The sequence below is a fragment of the Streptomyces griseoluteus genome (genome assembly GCF_004784465.1).
In the GTDB taxonomy this organism is placed as follows: domain Bacteria; phylum Actinomycetota; class Actinomycetes; order Streptomycetales; family Streptomycetaceae; genus Streptomyces; species Streptomyces griseoluteus.
The window spans coordinates 410,673-427,223 of record NZ_SRRU01000006.1 but is presented as its reverse complement, the minus strand read 5'-3'; the positions used below and the strand labels follow the sequence as shown (position 1 = coordinate 427,223).

The window sequence follows — 16,551 nt, the reverse complement described above, 5'->3', positions numbered from 1 at the left end:
TCACTTCTCGGAGTGACCGAGGGACCGCTCAGGCGCCACCCGGTCCCGCACCAGCCGCTTGACCGCCGTGGGCTCGGGAAAGCCCTGCTCACGGCGGTCCCAGACCGGCTCGCCGTCCACCCGGACGACGAAGACGCCGCCAGTGCCGGGCTTGAGCGCGAGGGTCTCCAGCTCGGTCTCGAAGGTGGTGAGCAGCTCCTGCGCCAGCCAGGCCGCGCGGGGCAGCCAGCGGCACTGGGTGCAGTACTCGATCTCGACGCGGTGACTCACAAAGATCCCTTCATCCCAGGTGTACCGACCAATCCTGTTCCGCCGCGGGGCGACCGTGCAGGTCGGGGACCCGCTTGAGCCAGTCCGGGCGCCCCCGCTGGGACCGCTCGGCGCGGGCGGCCTCCTCGGCGGCGAGTTCCGCGCGGTCGGGGAAGTCGGTGGGCAGCCACTCGGCGGAGAGCCGTGCGCGGGCCAGCAGATGGTCGACGTAGGCGGCGCGGGCCTCCTCCGGGGTCGCGAAGGCGGGGTCGTCGGTGAGCCAGGCGTCGGGCACCTCGGCGAGGATGCCGCGCAGCAGCTCCTCGGTGACCTTGGGGGCCAGCTCGGCATCGGCGGCGCGCACGTCGGGGCCGTACTGGCCGAGCGCGTGGTGGCGGAAGTCGTACTTGCGACCGGGGTTCGTGGTGTCCCACCGGTGGTGGAAGACGAGGGCGGCGCCGTGGTCGATGAGCCACAGGCGCGGAGGCGCGGTGCCGAAGGTCGGCCAGACCATAAGGTTGGAGCTGTGGACGGTGCGGTCCACATTGACGGTGAGCGCGTCCAGCCAGACGATCCGGCCCGCCTCCAGCGGGTCCACGGGGAAGAGCCGGGCGATCTCGGGGGTGAAGTCACGGGCGCCCGGCAGGTAGTCCATGCCCAGGTTGACGCCCGCACTGGCGTCGTGCAGGTCGCGCACCTCCTGGTGCGGCTCCTCGGCGGCCACGGCGGGATCGAAGTGCACGAGCACCAGCTCGGGGAAGCGCAGGCCCAGGGCGCGGGCCAGCTCACCGACGATCACCTCGGCGACGAGCGCCTTGCGGCCCTGCGCGGAGCCGGTGAACTTCACGACGTAGGTGCCGAGGTCGTCCGCCTCGACGACGGCGGGCACGGAGCCGCCCGAGCGCAAGGGCTCGACATAGCGGATGGCAGTGACCTCTCTCAGCACTTACGAAGGCCCCGTCGCGTATTTGCCTTGCGTTCCACGACTACCTCCGAGGTGCTTCAAGCAATCCGTCGAGGGCGGTGCGACCCTTGCTTCCGGCCTCCGGCATGAAGTGAGCATAGTAACCAAGCGTTACAGCCGGAGACGAATGCCCGAGCCATCGCGCCGGCGTCACCACTGGCTCCCCCGCCTCCAGCATGAACGAGGCGTGGGTGTGCCGCAGCACGTGGAGGCCGGCCTTCGGCGCCGCCTCCCACTGCCACCCCTTCGCCCGCCTGCTCACCACCCCCGCCCAGGCAGCCGCCGTGCTGGGCTGGGGCCCGCCCGGCGCGCGGCAAGCCCAGCTCGCGGCGGAGACGGCACGCGAGCGGTGGGGCCTGCCCACCGCTCGCCTTCAGCACGTCCCGCTCCACGCCCCTCTGAGGTGGCCCCCTACGCATCGGCGAGCCGTCGACGGCCCGAACTGCCAAGTCCCCCAGCCCGATTCACTTTGAGCCGATCAGTTACTGGATCGGGGAGTCGGGTGGGGGGAGGAGGATGGTGCGGTCCCGATCGACGGCTAGAACGCCGACGACCTTCTTCAGAGCTTGGATCCGGTTCTCGGCGATGGTTCCTGACAGTGTGCCGAGGATCGGTTGCTCGCCAGTGACGGTCAGCCCGGCCCGTCGCACGGCCTCCACCACTTCAGCGAACCGGTCGGGGTCGACCGCGAGGATCACCCCGACCGGTTCGAACGACGAAGACTCGCTCACGGGGCCTGGAGCAGACCCGAGCCGACATCCTCGGCGGGTTGCGTCAACGGGAACGCACCGGCCAGGAGACTGGCCTTGAGGCCATCCGCACTGTCGTTGGGGCTGACCTCTGCAAGCAGTGCGACGACACCTGCGACGTGTGGCGTGGCCATGCTGGTACCCGACAGCGTCCTGTACCCGCCGCCGGGGGCGGCCGAGTGCACGTCCCGGCCGGGTGCGGCGATGTTGATCTCGCCGCCCATGCCGTTGATGGCCTGACAGGAGAAGAACGATGTCATGAGCGACTGGTCGAGGGAAGCCACCGCGAGGATGGAGGGGCAGTTGGCGGGCCGGCCAACGGGCTTCACAAATTCGGGGCGGTGACTTTCGTTTCCCGCCGCGGCGACGATCAGGGTCCCTCGCTCGAGCGCGCGCTGGGCGAGCTGCTCGTACGTCAGTGGGAAGAGTTCGCCTGGCCGGACACGGGCGCCGAGCGACATGGAGATCACCCGTGCGCCGCTGGCGACGGCCCAGGCCATGCCCGCCAGGATCTGGCCGTCGGCGCCGCTGCCGGAGTTGCCGAGCACCTTCCCGGCAAGTATCCGCGCCTCGGTGGCCACACCGTAACGGGGCCCCTGCTGAGGGCTGGCCGGGCCGGCAGCTGTGCCGATGCAGTGCGTGCCGTGGCCGTGGCCGTCCTCGACAGTCTCACCGGGCACGAAGGAGGCCGTGTCCTCGATCCGGCCGACGAGGTCCGGGTGATCGGTGTCCACACCGGTGTCGAGCACGGCGATCTTCACGCCGCGACCGGTCAGGCCGGACAGGTTGGCCCGGATTGCCTGGAGGCCCCAGGTCCACTTCTCCTCGTCAATGACCGGGCCCTGCGCAGCTGCCATCTCGGCCTGGGTGTGACGTTCGACCGCTTCCTCGTCGCTGCGGTAGGACGGGAAGAACTCGGTCGGTGCCTGCTCCGGGGCGGTGATCACTGAGGCGTAGACCATGCGCTCCGGTTCGGCCGCGATGATCGACGGATCGGCCTCGGCCGTGGTCACCAGCGCATGGCGCTGGTCGGGCCGCACTTCGACGACGGCGGCACCGAGTTCTTCGAAGTGCACCGATGCGTTGGGATTCTCGAGGAGTTCTGCAACGTTGGTGGTCTCGGCGCCACTTACCAGCTCCACGGGCGCGATGTCGGCGGCGGAACGCAGTGCGTTCAGTCCGCTCTCCTGATTGTCCGGGTCGAGCAGGACCACGTACCGACCGGTGTACTCCCCGCCCCCTCCCGACGGTGCCCCATTGCCTCGGGGCGGCTGGTCATCGAAGGCGCGCCTGTCTAGGGGTGCGTTCGACATGGAATTCCCGCTTTCTGTGCATTTTCCCGACCAATGGTCGCGCGCCGACGCACACGGGGCCAGGCCTTGGGACGGTGGGCCGCGATATGGCCGCGTATCGACGCGCGAATCGTCGCCTGCAGGGCTTCCCTACAGGCCCGATGTCTGGGCAACGCCCACTTCCCACCGTCGCACCGGGTACCTGGGCCCGCAACACGATGAAGCGTGAGCCCTTTCAGAGGTGCTGACTGTCGCTTGTCGCACGGGAGTTGGAAGCGGACCGGCCTCGTCCCAGTACCGTCAGTGAACTCTTTCAGACTGGCCGCTGATCGGGTGACCGGTCGCCGTCCCGCAACGCCCGAGGCCCCTGTGCCGTTGAGAGAGGTTCGACGTCTCAACTCATCAGCGCAGGACCCTCGTTGGTTCCCCAACCTGTCTCACTCGACCTGCCTCACGCCCTGGTCGAGCGGGTAACCATGCTCACCGTCACCCGTGAGGGCCGGCGCCGCCGCAAGCTCCCGCCCCACCAGCGTGCTCTCATCGCCCTGATCCACCTCCGTCGGCACGACCCGCTCACCCGGATCGCCGCCGGCTTCGGTATATCCGTCGGCACCGCCCACGCCTACGTCACCGCCGTCGTCAGCCACCTCGCCCGCAGGGCGCCCGGCCTGCCGCGGGCCCTGCGGGAAGCCGATCCCGATCACGTCCTGCTCGACGGAACGCTTGCCGAGTGCGACCGGGGCGGTGACAGCCGGGCCGGCTTCTCTCGGAAGCACCGCCGCCACGGCGTGAACGTCCGGGTCATCGCCGATCCCGCGGGCAAAACGACGAGGCGCTGCCGAAGGTCGACGCCCCGGGGGTCCACGCCGGCCATGTCACCCGCTACGACGCCGTGCGGGCCGCCGCCGGCCCCGGCACCGCTGACGACAGCCCGGCGTGAAAGGGCGCGACCGAGGCGCCGGACGCCTGACCGCGTCCCCGTTACCTGACGTCGCCCTCGTACAGCGGGTTCGGCAGTGGCAGGTAGCGGGCGTCCGCCCCGTCCGCGCCGGTCCAGCGGAGCAGCAGGTTGGTCTTGCCGGGCAGGGCGGGCGCTGCGAGCAGCGCCGGTGTCTCCGGGAGCGGGTGGCGGGACAGCTCGGCGCGGACGGCCGGCCAGGGGTCGAGGCCGGGGTGGGCCTCGGCGAGGGCGGCGGCGATCTCGCCGAGGTGGTTGACGAGCAGGCAGTACACCAGCCGCTCCCACCCGGCCTCCCGGCTGACGTCGGACAGCAGCTTGGCGCCCTCGGCGTCCCGGAACAGCGCCTGCACGGGCGTTCCGGCGGCGTCGACGGCGACCAGGGTGTTCTGCAGGTGCGCCTCCAGCACCACCCCGTGGTCGTCGAAGGCGTGGAGCACGGGCGGGACGACCTGGCGCAGATACGCGGCCCACCAGGCGTCCGGGTCGGGCGTGGCGGCGAGCGGGCTGCCGTCGAATCCCTCCGCGAGCCCGGCGGCGAGCAGCGGCGTGGCGCCGGGCAGGAGATGGCCGCGCAGGCCGTCGCGGACCAGGACGGCGAGTTCCTCGAAGGCGAACGCGGCGGTGCGGTAGCCCCGGTCGCTGAGCCAGGCCCCGGGCGGTCCCATCGCGGCGAAGGCCTCACGGGCCGCGGTGTCGGTGCGGTCGAGTTTCTCCAGGTCGTGGCGCCACAGCCGGCGGATGTCGTTGGTGATGCGGACGTCCAGGCTGAACTTGAGGAACAGGTCGCGGCCGGGCTCGTACACCGTGCGCACGGCCGCGGTGGGCCGGACCACGGACTCGGTGGTGCCGAGCCGGATCAGGCGCCGGTCGGCGAAGGCGGGGGCGAGGTCGTGGGCGAGGAGGCCGAGCTGCCAGGGGTGGGCGGGCAGCAGCCGGTAGCCGGGCGGGGCGGTGCCGAGGGCGTCCAGGGCGCCGGTGTCGCCCTCTTCGGCGACCTGGTCCTCGCGGACGCCGAGCAGCACCAGGGGGAACCGGGCGTGCGCCTCGGGTGCGTAGGGCAGCCAGGCCGCGACCGGGCCGCCGCCGCGCGCCTTGGGAGCCGGGTGGTGCGGATGGCCGGTGATCAGCGACTGCTCGGAGCGCAGATACGGGTCCTCGGGGGCGAGGGCGCGGGCGCGGGCCGTGAGCAGGGCGGCGACGGTGTCGCGGCTGTCCAGCATCTCGGCGGGCAGGTCGTCGCCCGGCAGCCCGGTGTGGGCGCGCAGTTCCTCGGCGACCAGTTTGACCAGTTCGGCGTGGCTCAGCCGCTGCCAGGCGCCGTCCGCCCGTACTTCGGGCTCGGCCGGGCGGCGGCCGGGGCGCACCCGGAGCAGCCGCCCGGTGCCGGGCAGCCGGTACACGGGCCGGTCCCCGCTCTCCGGGCACGGCCGGGCCACCTCGCGCAGCAGGCAGTTCAGCAGCGGCGCCGAGGCGTAGGCGTCGGCCCGCCGCGCGGCGTCGGTCGGGGGGTTGAGGTCCACGCGTTCCACTCGTTCTCGTCGTGCCGGGGCCGGTCCGGGGGGCCGACCGTGCCCAGTAAGTCTGCGGTATCCGACAATCGTGCCCTGAGCTGCCAGTCTCCGAGGAGCCGACCGTGTACCACTCCCCCACCGCCGAGGCCGAGGTCGCCGAGGAGCTGGCCGCCGTACGGCCCGCCCTGCGCGACCGCTACACGGCCGCGCTGCCGGGAGCCCGCGCGGCGGTGCTGACCCGGCTGTGGCGGGCGCTGGCGCACGAACCGCTGCCGTGGGTCGCGTCCCGGACGCCTGGGGCGCTCGGACTGACGGTACGGCTGGCGGACGGCCGCGCGCTGCACGGCCCGTACTCGGACCCGTACGCGACCGGCGACCGCGTCGGCGAGGTGCGTCTCGACCGGGAGCGGTACGCGGGCCCCGCGCGGCTGATGACGGAGCTGGCGGTGCCGCACGCGGCCGCCTTCGCCGCCGAGTTGGCGAACAGCGTGGCCTCGCTGGCGCTGTCCCGCGCCGACACCGCGGAGCCGGGTGCCGGGTTGCCGGAGCGGGACTGGGAGTGGGAGCAGCGGGTGGTGGACGGCCACCCCTTCCACCCCAACTGCCGTTCCCGGCCCGGCTTCTCGGTGGCCGACCAGTTGGCGTACGGGCCGGAGCACCGGCCGGTGGTGGAGCTGGGCATGGTGGCGGTACCGGCGGGCGAGTGCCTGGTGTCGGGCGAGTGGCCGGCCGAACTCCGTTCCGGTGACGAGCTGTTGCTGCCGGTGCATCCCTGGCAGGCGGCGCATGTGCTCAAGCGGACCGCCGAGCCGTGGCGTCCGGCGCATCCGCTGATGTCGCTGCGCACGCTGGCGCTGCCCGGCGGACCGCACGTGAAGACCGCGCTGAGCGCCCGGCTGACCTCCTCGGTGCGGGACATCTCCGCGTACTCGGTACGGGCGTCGGCGGCGCTGTCGGTGCTGGCGGCTGAGCTGGTCGGGCGGATGGACGGGCTGCTGGAGGTCACGCACACCATCGGCGCTGCCACGGCCCACTCGCCCGATCTCGCGGTGCTGCTGCGCGAGTCGCCGGAGGCGTACCTGGCTCCGGGCGAGCGGGTGCTGCCGGTGGCCGCACTGGCCACCACGGCGTTGCCCCGATCGCCGGGCTGGCTGGCCGCGTTCACCCGGCTCGCGCTCACGGCCGGCCTGCGCCTGCTGGACCTGGGGGTCGCGCTGGAGGCGCATGGCCAGAACCTCCTGGTCGTGCTGGCGCCGGACGACACCCCTCTGCGGCTGATCTACCGCGACCTGGCCGACATCCGGGTGAGCCCGGCCCGGCTGGCCCGACACGGCATATCCGCAGTCGAGTTGACGGGCCGCCTGGTCACGGACGACGAACTCGCCCTGCGCCGCAAGCTGTTCGGCTCGCTGGTCGGCGGCGCGCTGGCGGCGACGGCCGGTTCGGGCCCGGCGCTGGGCACCGCGCTGCGGGCCGCGCTGCCGGATCTGCCCCGTACGCCCGACCTGGCGGCGCTGTGTGAAAATCCGCTGCCTGTCAAGGCGTTGACCCTGATGAGGCTGTCTCCGGAGACCCCCGGCGACCTGTGGACGGAGCTTCCCGGGCCGTTCGTTTTGGAGCCCGACACGTACGATCAATAAGATCCGCCGATGATCAGAAGACAACGGCTGGCGGCGGGCGTCTGTGCCCTGCTCGCCGCCCTGGCGGCCGGGATCGCGTGTCCCGGCGGGGCCGCAGCGGACGAGACCGAGCCGCAGCCCGCTCCGAAGGTCGAACTCGTCCTGGATGTCAGCGGTTCCATGCGCACGCGGGACATCGACGGCGGTACCCGGATGGCAGCGGCCAAGCAGGCGTTCAACGAGGTGCTCGACGCGACGCCCGAGGAGGTGGAGCTGGGCATCCGCACGCTGGGCGCCAACTACCGCGGCAACGACCGCAGGGAGGGCTGCAAGGACACCGAGCGGCTCTATCCGGTCGGCCCGCTGGACCGCACCGAGGCGAAGACCGCCGTGGCCACCCTGGCACCCACCGGCTGGACCCCCATCGGCCCGGCGCTGCTGAAGGCCGCCGACGACTTCGGGAACGGTGACGGCACCCGCCGCATCGTCCTGATCAGCGACGGCGAGGACACCTGCCAGCCCCTCGACCCCTGCGAGGTGGCCCGCGAGATAGCCGCCAAGGGCATCGGCCTGACCATCGACACCCTGGGCCTGGTGCCGGACGCCAAGACCCGCGACCAGTTGAGCTGCATCGCGGACGCCACCGGCGGCACGTACACCTCCGTGCAGCACAAGGAGGAACTGACGGACCGGGTCGGCCAGTTGGTCGAGCGGGCCGCCGACCCGGTGGTGACGCCGGTGGCCACCGAGGGCGCCGGCTCGTGCGCCGGGGCCCCCGCGCTCAAGTCCGGTCTGTACACGGACCGCGAGGAGTTCGGCAAGCAGCGCTGGTACAAGGTCGACGTCCGGCCCGGCCAGGAGCTGCGCGCCTCGGTGAGCGTCGCCGACGACCGCGCGACGAACCCCAACTACGGTGTGCTGCTGCGGGCGGTGACCCAGCAGGGCCGTGAGATCGTACGCGGCGAGAGCGCCGGCACCGGCCGTACCGACGCGATCTCCACCGGCCTGCGCTACCCGAAGCCCGAGTCCGACGACGACAACGCGTCCCCGGAGACGGTGTGCCTCCAGGTGACCAACTCCTTCTCTGCCGCCGCCGGTGTGAAGACCACGCCGGGCATGCCGCTGGAGCTGACGGTCGACGTGGTGGACGGCACCTCCGCCGCCTCCGACGTGGCCGCCTTCGGTCTCGGCCGCGGCTGGTGGCTGCTGGCCGCGCTGGTGCTGACCGGTTTCGTCGCGGGTCTGCTGTGGGGCTGGCTGTCCCGCTGGCGGGTCGCGGTCTGGAGGACGAACTGATGCGTGCACTACGTGTGTTGAGCGCCGCCCTGCTGACGCTGGGCCTGGCCGCCGCCCCCGCCGCGGCCGACTCCTCCCCCTCCCCGAGTGCCTCGTCGGACGGCAAGGCCCCCACTCAGGCGGGCACGTCGTTCCGTACGGCGGCCGAGATGGACCAGGGGCAGACCGCCACCGCCTCCGCGTCCACCGGTGACTACCTGTACTGGTCGTTCCCGGCCGACACCGGGCAGCGTCCGACGGTCAAGGCGACGGTGAAGCTGCCGGACGCGCACGCGGCGCAGACCTGGCAGCTCGACGTCTACGACGGCCTGCGCCGCCACCAGTCCTGCCAGTACGGCGCGGCCACCCGCACCGCGGAGCAGGGCACGGCCACCGTCGATCTGGCCTGTGTGCTGCGCACGGTGCGCGCCTGGTCCGAGCCGTGGGCCAACGACCCGCTGCCCGGCACCTACTACGTCCGGCTGACGGTGCTGAACCTCGGCTCCGCCGACCTCGGCCTGCCGGTACGGGCGGAAGTCCGCGCGGACTCCATGAACATCGGCGGCGCGGCGGCCGTGGACGGCTCGCTGGGCAAGCCGCTCGTCCCCGGTATCGCGGTCGAGTCCCCGGCGGAGAAGGACGGTTCGAAGTCGGCCGTGCTCTCCGCGATCGAACCGGACGACGGCTGGTCCTCGCACTGGTGGTCGAGCCGCTGGGTGTGGACCGCCGTCGGCGGCGCCCTGGCCGCGCTCGCGGGCATCGGCGGTTACGCGCTGACCCGGGGCCGGGGCCGCCCGGCGTACGTCCCACCGGGCGCCTGACCCCGGACGAAGGCCCGCCGCGGTGGCGGGCCTTCGTCATTCCCGCAGCGCCTTGGCGAGGGCCCCGTCACCGGTCACCGTGACCCGCCCCGCCCGCACCGCGTCGGCGATCCCCACCTGGCCCCGGCACACCTCCGCGCAGGTCGCCGCGTCCATCACCAGCCGGGCATCGGCGGCCACCGGCGCCGGTCCGTGCCCGTACACCGGGCCGTCCTCCGCGCCGACGTACAGATGGAACTCGCCTTCCTCCGTGCCGACTTCGGCCAGCCCGGCCCCGACGTCCGCCGCGCTCAGCACCGCCAGCAGCGGCAGCGCCGACCAGTGGGCGCGTACGGCGTCGGTGGGCCGCAGCTCCGCCAGCTCGGGGCTCCCCCACTCCCCCAGGGCGTGCAGCACGGGCAGCAAGTCCCGCCCGCGCGGGGTGAGTTCGTACACGTAGGCGGCGCCGGGCGGGGGCAGCTTCCGCCGGGCGGCGAGTCCGTCGCGCTCCATGTCCTTCAGCCGGGAGGCGAGTACGTCCGTGCTCACGCCGGGGAGGTCCGCGTGCAGGTCGGTGTAGCGGCGGGGTCCGGCCAGCAACTCCCGGACGATCAGCAGGGTCCAGCGGTCCCCGACGAGGTCGAGGGCGCGGGCCGCGGAGCAGTACTGGTCGTAGCGTCGGCGAGGTGGCATGCGACGCAGTCTAGACATGCTGTTGGACTTTCCAAGCTCCCACTTGGTAAAACCAAGCAACACCAGTTGGCGGAGGGGTCGCGGCGCATGGAGTTCCGGCAGTCGAACAAGCTCAGCGAGGTCTGCTACGAGATCCGCGGTCCGGTGATCCAGCATGCGGACGCACTGGAGGAGGCGGGGCACAGCGTGCTGCGCCTGAACACCGGCAACCCGGCGCTCTTCGGTTTCGAGGCGCCGGAGGAGATCACCCAGGACATGATCCGGATGCTCCCCCGCGCCCACGGCTACACCGACTCGCGCGGTGTCCTCTCGGCCCGCCGGGCGGTGGCCCAGCGCTACCAGACCCTCGGCCTGGAGGTGGACGTCGACGACGTGTTCCTGGGCAACGGTGTCTCCGAGCTGGTCTCCATGGCCGTACAGGCGCTGGTGGAGGACGGCGACGAAGTTCTCATCCCGGCACCGGACTTCCCGCTGTGGACGGCGGTCACCACGCTGGCGGGCGGCAAGGCCGTGCACTACCTCTGCGACGAGCAGTCCGACTGGGCGCCCGACCTGGCCGACATGGCGTCGAAGATCACCGACCGCACCAAGGCCGTCGTCATCATCAACCCCAACAACCCGACCGGCGCGGTGTACCCGAAGGAGATCGTCGAGGGCATCCTCGACCTGGCCCGCCGCCACGGACTGATGGTGTTCGCGGACGAGATCTACGACCAGATCCTCTACGACGACGCCGTCCACCACTCGGCCGCCGCCCTCGCCCCCGACCTGGTCGTCCTCACCTTCTGCGGTCTTTCCAAGACCTACCGGGTGGCGGGTTTCCGCTCCGGCTGGCTGGTGGTCACCGGGCCCAAGCAGCACGCCAAGAGCTACCTGGAGGGCCTGACCATGCTGGCCTCCATGCGGCTGTGCGCCAACGCGCCCGCCCAGTACGCCATCCAGGCCGCGCTCGGCGGCCGCCAGTCCATCCACGAACTCACCGCGCCCGGCGGCCGGCTGTACGAGCAGCGGAACGTGGCCTGGGAGAAGCTGAACGAGATCCCCGGCGTCTCCTGCGTCCGCCCCAAGGGCGCGCTGTACGCCTTCCCGCGCCTGGACCCGAAGGTGCACAAGATCCACGACGACGAGAAGTTCGTCCTCGACCTGCTGCTCCGCGAGAAGATCCAGGTCGTCCAGGGCACCGGCTTCAACTGGCCCGCCCCCGACCATTTCCGCATCCTCACCCTCCCCTACGCGGACGACCTGGAGGCGGCCATCGGCCGGATCGGCCGCTTCCTGAGCGGGTACCGGCAGTAGCTCCCCAGGGGGCTGTCAGTGCCCGGCCGTACGCTTCGAGGACCAGCAGCGGACCGGAGGGAGCACCGCGATGGCACGACCGCCCACCGCCGCCCAGCGGCGCGTCATCGAGGGCGCCGATCCCGGCACCGGGCGGCTGCGGGGCACGGACGCCCAGCTCGCCGCGCTGGTCCGGCTCGGTCTCGCCTTCCGGCACCCCCGGCCGCCCCGCGACCACTTCCTGACCCCGGCCGGCCACCGCCTGCGCGAAGCCGGGCCGGAGCCCGCTTCCACCCCCGCACCCGCCGCCCCCGCCGGTGTCTTCGCCGCGCGGGTCGGCGGCGCGGAGGAGGCACCGTCCGGCGCCTCCCGGACACGCGAGGTGCGCGATGCCTGGCAGGGCCTGATCGAGCTGCGCCGCATGACCAACCACGACAGCGCCACCGACCGCCCCTGCGGCTGGGAGCGCACCCACCTGGTCCGCGCCGCCGCCCTCGCCCTGGAAGCGGCCGGCCACCAGCCGGAGCACACCGGCACCCCCGGCTACCGTGTCCGCGCGACCCCGCAGCCGGAGGCGGTCGCGGTGTACGGCCCGGCTCTCCAGCCGTACGCGGCCACGCTGGAGGCGGCGGGCTGGCAGTGCGGCGAGTACACCGAGGCCCGCACCAGAACCCGCCACCTCCTGGCGTCCCCGCGCCGGGTGTGACCCCGGTCAGCTCCGCGCGAGCCGCTGCGCCTGCTCGCGGGTGGTCCGGGCGATCGCGTCCTCGTCCACGTGCAGCAGCTCCCCGTCCGCCACGATCTGCCGGCCGCCCACGAAGGAGGCCGTGACCGGGGCCGGGGCGCCGAGCACCAGGGCCGCCACCGGATCGGCGATGGAGGAGTGGGCCAGGGTGTCCATGCGCCAGAGGACCAGGTCGGCGAGTTTGCCGGGCTCCAGCGAGCCGATCTCGGTTGCCCGGCCCAGGACCCGGGCGCCGCCGTAGGTGCCGAGGCGGAGGGCCTGGCGGGTGGTGAGGGCGGCTTCGCGGTGCGGGCCGAGGCGGTTGACGAGGAGGGCGTTGCGCAGTTCGGTGTGGAGTTCGCCGGACTCGTTGGAGGCGGTGCCGTCGACGCCCAGGCCGACCGGGACGCCTGCCTTCAGCAGGTCCGGTACCCGTGCGATCCCCGCCGCCAGCCGGGCGTTGGAGGACGGACAGTGGGCGACGCCGGTGCCGGTGCGGGCGAAGGCGGCGATGTCGGAGTCGTTCATGTGGACGCAGTGCGCCATCCACACGTCCTCCCCCAGCCAGCCGGTGGACTCGAAGTACTCGGTCGGGCCCATCCCGAACAGCTGGTGGCAGAACTTCTCCTCCTCCACCGTCTCCGAGCCGTGGGTGTGCAGCCGCACTCCCAGCCGCCGCGCCAGCTCCGCGCCCTGCTTCATCAGTTCGGTGGACACCGAGAAGGGTGAACAGGGCGCGACCGCGACCTGGGTCAGTGCGCCGAAGGAGGGGTCGTGGTGTTCCGCGACGGTGGCCTCGGTGGCGGCCAGCGCCTCCTCCAGGCTCTCCACCGCGAAGTCCGGCGGCAGCCCGCCGTCCGACTCGCCCCGGTCCATCGAGCCGCGGGCCAGGGTGAAGCGGACGCCGGTGTCGCGGGCGGCGCGCACGATGGCGCCGGACAGGTCGCCGGTGCCGCGCGGGTAGACGTAGTGGTGGTCCATGGCGGTGGTGACCCCGCCCCGGGCCATCGTCGCCAGCGAGCCCCGCGCGCCCGCGGACACCATGTCCTCGTCGATGCGCGCCCACATCGGGTAGAGGGCGGTCAGCCAGTCGAAGAGGTTGTGGTCGGTTGCCAGACCACGGGTGAGCCACTGGTAGAAGTGGTGGTGGGTGTTGACCAGGCCGGGGGTGGCCAGATGCCCGCCGGCGTCGATCCGGCGGGTGACCCCGGTGAGCCCGTCGGGGGCCGGGCCGGCGCCGACCGACTCGATCCGGTCGCCCGCGAGGACGAGGTGCCCCGTGGCGTACTCGGTGTCGTCGGCGTCCACGGTGGCGATCGCGCAGTTCTCGATGACGGTGCGCTCGGCTGGTGCCACGGTTCGTCCTTCGCTCTCAGAGGTTGGTGAGGTCCACCGGGATCGCCGCCTCGCGGCCCTCGCGGAGGACGGTCGCCTCGATCAGGCCGTAGGGCCGGTCGGCGGCGAGGTACACCTCGTTGTCGTTGGTCAGCCCGAAGGGCGTGAGGTCGGCCAGGAAGTGGTGCTTGTTCGGCAGGGAAAGCCGGATCTCGTCGATCTCAGCACGCTCTCCGATCACCCGCGCGCCCATCTCGTACAGGGTCTGCTGAAGGGAGTACGAGTAGGTCCCGGCGAACGCCTCCAGCAGATGGCGCCGGGTCGCGGCGTAGGAGGCGTCCCAGTCGGGCGCGTCGGCCTCGCCGGTCCAGCCGTACCGCCAGCGGGCGTTCACCTCGGTGGCCAGCACCCGGTCGTACGCCTCGGGGAGGGTGGTGTACTCGTCCTTGGCGTAGCCCCAGAACTCTGAGTCGGTGGAGTTCAGCACCACCAGGTCCCCCAGCCCGGAGACGACCTGCCAGGAGGTGCCGTCGTAGAAGACCTGGCTGAGCCGTACCTCCTGGCCCTTGCGGACGAAGGAGTGCCCGCCGTCTTCCGCGCCGATCCGGTCCCAGGCGTACTCCTCGATCCGGATGCGGGCCGTGCGGATCGCCTCCTGGGAGGTGACGAAGTGCCGGGCGAGGTGGATGCCGAACTGCTCGGCGGACTCGATGCCGTACCGCTTGGCGAAGGCGTACACCGTGTTCTTGGTGGTGTCGGTCGGCAGGACGTGGGCGTTGGAGCCGGAGTAGTGGACGTCGTCCATGTCGCCGCTGAGGGTGACGGAGACGTTGAGGTCCTTGATGTGGTGGGTGGCGCCGTCGCGCGTGATCCGGACGACCCGGTTCTCGGCCTTGCCGTACTGGTTCTGCGCCAGGATCGCGGGCCCGGCCGGGCGGGACGTTTCTGCCATGAAAGCTAGCTCCCTCGGTATACGGAGTAGCCGAACGGGCTGAGCAGCAGCGGGACGTGGTAGTGCTCCCCGGCCCGTACGGCGAAGGTGACGGTCACCTCCGGGAAGAACGCGTCCCCTCTCTCCCGCAGGTACGGCTCCACGGCGAAGTCGAGCCGTACCCGCGCCGTGTCCCCGGGCGGGGCCGGCAGATCCCGGCAGCGGCCGTCGGCGTCGGTGGTTCCCTCGCCGAGCGGGCGCCAGTCGGCGCCGGACGCGGTGCGGGCCGAGAGGCGGACGGTGACGCCCCGCGCGGGGCGGCCGAGCGAGGTGTCCAGGATGTGGGTGGACACGGAGGCGGTGCTGGTCATGGTGCGGGCGTCCTTCAGGCGACGAGTCGGGCCAGGCGGATGCGGTTGATCCTGCCCAGTTCGGCGCGGGCGATCTCCCGTTCCCGCTCCGGCGTGTTGCCGAGCCGCTCCGTCAGGGCGTCGCGCATCTGCTCGCCGGTCAGGCTGGTGGCACAGATCAGGAAGACATGGCCGAAGCGGTCCTGGTAGGCGAGGTTCAGTTCGAGCATCTCGGCGCGCAGGGCGTCGGAGGCGTCGGCCATGCCGCGCTGCTCCCGCGTGGAGGCGGGGTCGCCGGGCTTGGGGCGGCCGATCGGGGGGTGGCCCGCCATCGCCTCGGCCAGGTCGTCGGCGCCGAGTCCGGCGAGGGCCGCGTCGGCGGCGAGGTACAGGTCGTCCGGGGTGGCGTACGGGCGTGCGACCAGGAGCAGGCGGCCCCATGCGGTGGAGGCGCACACCTCGTGCAGGGCGGCGAGCGCGGCCTCGTCCCCGAGAGCGTTGAACCGGGCCAGGCCCAGAGGGGTGGCGGGCGATGTCACGGGCGCCTCCGTGGCCGCGAGGGCCGTCGTGCCGGACGGGGTGCCGTCAGCTAACGCCTCACCGCGACGGCACGTCAACACTTTGTTGAAAATTCTGGGTTACCGGGCGGCCTCAGCGGCTCTTGTCCCGGTTGAGGTAGTTGTAGATGGTGAAGCGGCTGACGCCCAGCGCCCCCGCCACGGTCTCCACGCCGTGCCGCACGGCGAAGGCGCCCCGCGCCTCCAGCGTCCGGACGATTCCCTGCTTGGCCTTGCGGTCCAGCTCGGCCAGCGGCCGCCCCTCCCGGCGCTCCAGCGCGGTGAGGATGTGGTCGAGGGACTCCGCGAGCTGCGGCAGCCGTACGGCGACGACCTCGGCGCCCTCCCAGGCCAGCACCACGTCGTCCGGGCCCGCCTCGCCCGGCGGAAGGAGTTCACCGCCCATGGCGTCCACGAGAGGGCGCACGGCGGCGACGAAGGACTCCACGGCGGTCATCTACCGCCCTCCCCGACCACGTTGACCTGCAGGGATATCCGCGTCGCCCCGGCCTCCAGGCTCCGCCGCAGCAGCGCGTCCACGGCACTGAGCACCCCGTCCGCACCACCCTCGGCCATGGTGCCGAACGGCCCCACGTCCACCGTGTCCAGCCCGCCGCCCTCCACGACCTCGCGGGCCGCCACCGCGTGCGCGGGCGGGACGTCCAGGTCGAAGGGTTCGGTGGTGAACTCCACTCGCAGTCTCAACTCTGCCCCCAGCTCTCGGTCCTACGACCCTAGTGGACACCCCCTGCGCACCGGCCCCGCACGCGGCTGCGCTCGCGGGGGGACCCCATCGCGTCGACTCCCTCCTCCGCCTTGCAGCTGCACGCACCAGCCCCCGCTCGAGTCATCTGAGAGGGCGCCGTCGGCTGGAGCCGGCCTGATCCGGAAGAAAGACCCCCAGAAGCCCGGCCGGTGCCGGGGAAGAGGGCAGGGGCGGCGGCCGGTGAATCCCGGGCGAATTCCCGGGACCGCCGTCGAGTAGCGGCGCCGCCCGATCCGCAGGACGCTGAACCCATGGCCGATCCGACGCGGTATCCGCACATCGTGGTCCACCCCCCGGCGCTCGACGGCTCCCGCCGGGTCACCGAGGGTGAGGTCACCCTCGGCCTCGCCTCCCATCTGGACGACGTGATCGAGATCCTCCGCCTGGCCGACCTCGACCGCATCGAGGTCGAGGAGAGCGACCTGATCGACTGGGTGGGCGGCGGCCCGGACGACTGGCCGGGGCTGTCGGAGCACGAGCTGTGAGACACCGGGCGACTC

General features: G+C 72.5%; 18 protein-coding genes and 1 pseudogene. 7 read left to right on the top strand and 12 right to left on the bottom strand.

Features of this window, described 5'->3' with window-relative positions; all coding sequences use genetic code 11:
* The 4 genes from E5082_RS19095 to E5082_RS19070 form a co-directional block, all read right to left on the bottom strand.
* Positions 1 to 270, bottom strand: a complete 270-nt coding sequence (locus E5082_RS19095) for an Rdx family protein (RefSeq protein ID WP_086692457.1) — start codon at positions 268 to 270, stop codon at positions 1 to 3.
* 10 nt (positions 271 to 280) lie between these two features.
* On the bottom strand, positions 281 to 1,195 hold the full coding sequence (locus E5082_RS19090; protein ID WP_135792440.1) for a HipA family kinase: 915 nt from the start codon (positions 1,193 to 1,195) through the stop codon (positions 281 to 283).
* A 500-nt stretch (positions 1,196 to 1,695) separates the two neighbouring features.
* A complete protein-coding gene (locus tag E5082_RS19075) occupies positions 1,696 to 1,944 on the bottom strand; it encodes a hypothetical protein (RefSeq protein ID WP_135792438.1) in 249 nt (82 codons plus the stop codon).
* On the bottom strand, positions 1,941 to 3,176 hold the full coding sequence (locus E5082_RS19070) for a S8 family peptidase (protein WP_229918854.1): 1,236 nt from the start codon (positions 3,174 to 3,176) through the stop codon (positions 1,941 to 1,943). The genes E5082_RS19075 and E5082_RS19070 overlap by 4 nt, the downstream gene beginning before the upstream one ends.
* Positions 3,177 to 3,673: 497 nt before the next feature.
* Here E5082_RS19070 and E5082_RS19065 point away from each other — a divergent pair.
* Positions 3,674 to 4,078, top strand: a pseudogene (locus E5082_RS19065) (helix-turn-helix domain-containing protein); the annotation flags it as partial.
* Between the two features lie 157 nt (positions 4,079 to 4,235).
* On the opposite strand, the gene E5082_RS19060 reads toward E5082_RS19065, so the two are convergent.
* A complete protein-coding gene (locus E5082_RS19060; protein ID WP_135792436.1) occupies positions 4,236 to 5,744 on the bottom strand; it encodes an IucA/IucC family protein in 1,509 nt (502 codons plus the stop codon).
* A 104-nt stretch (positions 5,745 to 5,848) separates the two neighbouring features.
* Between E5082_RS19060 and E5082_RS19055 the strand changes: the two genes are divergently transcribed.
* From E5082_RS19055 to E5082_RS19045, 3 genes are read left to right on the top strand one after another with little or no spacing between them, the layout of a single operon-like run.
* Positions 5,849 to 7,366: an IucA/IucC family protein gene (locus E5082_RS19055; protein WP_135792435.1), complete on the top strand. Its 1,518-nt coding sequence runs from the start codon at positions 5,849 to 5,851 to the stop codon at positions 7,364 to 7,366.
* A 9-nt stretch (positions 7,367 to 7,375) separates the two neighbouring features.
* Positions 7,376 to 8,641, top strand: coding sequence for a VWA domain-containing protein (locus tag E5082_RS19050; RefSeq protein ID WP_135792434.1), 1,266 nt, complete (start codon positions 7,376 to 7,378; stop codon positions 8,639 to 8,641).
* A complete protein-coding gene (locus E5082_RS19045) occupies positions 8,641 to 9,441 on the top strand; it encodes a hypothetical protein (protein ID WP_135792433.1) in 801 nt (266 codons plus the stop codon). Before E5082_RS19050 ends, E5082_RS19045 begins: the two co-directional genes overlap by 1 nt.
* 36 nt (positions 9,442 to 9,477) lie before the next feature.
* Here the strand turns inward: E5082_RS19045 and E5082_RS19040 are convergent, their stop codons facing one another.
* A complete protein-coding gene (locus tag E5082_RS19040) occupies positions 9,478 to 10,113 on the bottom strand; it encodes a winged helix-turn-helix transcriptional regulator (protein ID WP_135792432.1) in 636 nt (211 codons plus the stop codon).
* An 87-nt stretch (positions 10,114 to 10,200) separates the two neighbouring features.
* Here E5082_RS19040 and E5082_RS19035 point away from each other — a divergent pair, with 87 nt between their 5' ends.
* The gene (locus tag E5082_RS19035) at positions 10,201 to 11,409 is read left to right on the top strand and encodes a pyridoxal phosphate-dependent aminotransferase (protein WP_135792431.1); all 1,209 of its coding nucleotides are present in this window, start codon (positions 10,201 to 10,203) and stop codon (positions 11,407 to 11,409) included.
* Between the two features lie 70 nt (positions 11,410 to 11,479).
* Entirely contained in the window at positions 11,480 to 12,094 is a 615-nt protein-coding gene (locus E5082_RS19030) for a hypothetical protein (protein WP_135792430.1), read from the top strand.
* A 6-nt stretch (positions 12,095 to 12,100) separates the two neighbouring features.
* Here E5082_RS19030 and E5082_RS19025 read toward each other — a convergent pair whose 3' ends face one another.
* The 6 genes from E5082_RS19025 to E5082_RS19000 all read right to left on the bottom strand — a co-directional run bounded on the left by E5082_RS19025 (position 12,101) and on the right by E5082_RS19000 (position 15,990).
* Positions 12,101 to 13,468 carry an 8-oxoguanine deaminase gene (locus E5082_RS19025; RefSeq protein WP_135792429.1) on the bottom strand — a complete coding sequence of 456 codons (1,368 nt, stop codon included), beginning with the start codon at positions 13,466 to 13,468 and terminating at the stop codon, positions 12,101 to 12,103.
* A 16-nt stretch (positions 13,469 to 13,484) separates the two neighbouring features.
* Positions 13,485 to 14,399, bottom strand: a complete 915-nt coding sequence (gene pucL / locus E5082_RS19020; protein ID WP_135792428.1) for a factor-independent urate hydroxylase — start codon at positions 14,397 to 14,399, stop codon at positions 13,485 to 13,487.
* 5 nt (positions 14,400 to 14,404) lie between these two features.
* The gene (gene uraH, locus E5082_RS19015; RefSeq protein ID WP_135792427.1) at positions 14,405 to 14,749 is read right to left on the bottom strand and encodes a hydroxyisourate hydrolase; all 345 of its coding nucleotides are present in this window, start codon (positions 14,747 to 14,749) and stop codon (positions 14,405 to 14,407) included.
* Positions 14,750 to 14,763: 14 nt separating this feature from the next.
* Positions 14,764 to 15,267, bottom strand: a complete 504-nt coding sequence (gene uraD, locus E5082_RS19010) for a 2-oxo-4-hydroxy-4-carboxy-5-ureidoimidazoline decarboxylase (protein ID WP_135792426.1) — start codon at positions 15,265 to 15,267, stop codon at positions 14,764 to 14,766.
* 112 nt (positions 15,268 to 15,379) lie between these two features.
* Positions 15,380 to 15,742 carry a helix-turn-helix domain-containing protein gene (locus E5082_RS19005; RefSeq protein WP_135792425.1) on the bottom strand — a complete coding sequence of 121 codons (363 nt, stop codon included), beginning with the start codon at positions 15,740 to 15,742 and terminating at the stop codon, positions 15,380 to 15,382.
* A complete protein-coding gene (locus E5082_RS19000) occupies positions 15,739 to 15,990 on the bottom strand; it encodes a hypothetical protein (RefSeq protein WP_135792424.1) in 252 nt (83 codons plus the stop codon). Before E5082_RS19000 ends, E5082_RS19005 begins: the two co-directional genes overlap by 4 nt.
* Positions 15,991 to 16,302: 312 nt before the next feature.
* Here E5082_RS19000 and E5082_RS18995 point away from each other — a divergent pair, with 312 nt between their 5' ends.
* On the top strand, positions 16,303 to 16,536 hold the full coding sequence (locus E5082_RS18995; protein WP_135792423.1) for a hypothetical protein: 234 nt from the start codon (positions 16,303 to 16,305) through the stop codon (positions 16,534 to 16,536).
* The last annotated feature ends 15 nt before the right edge of the window (positions 16,537 to 16,551 follow it).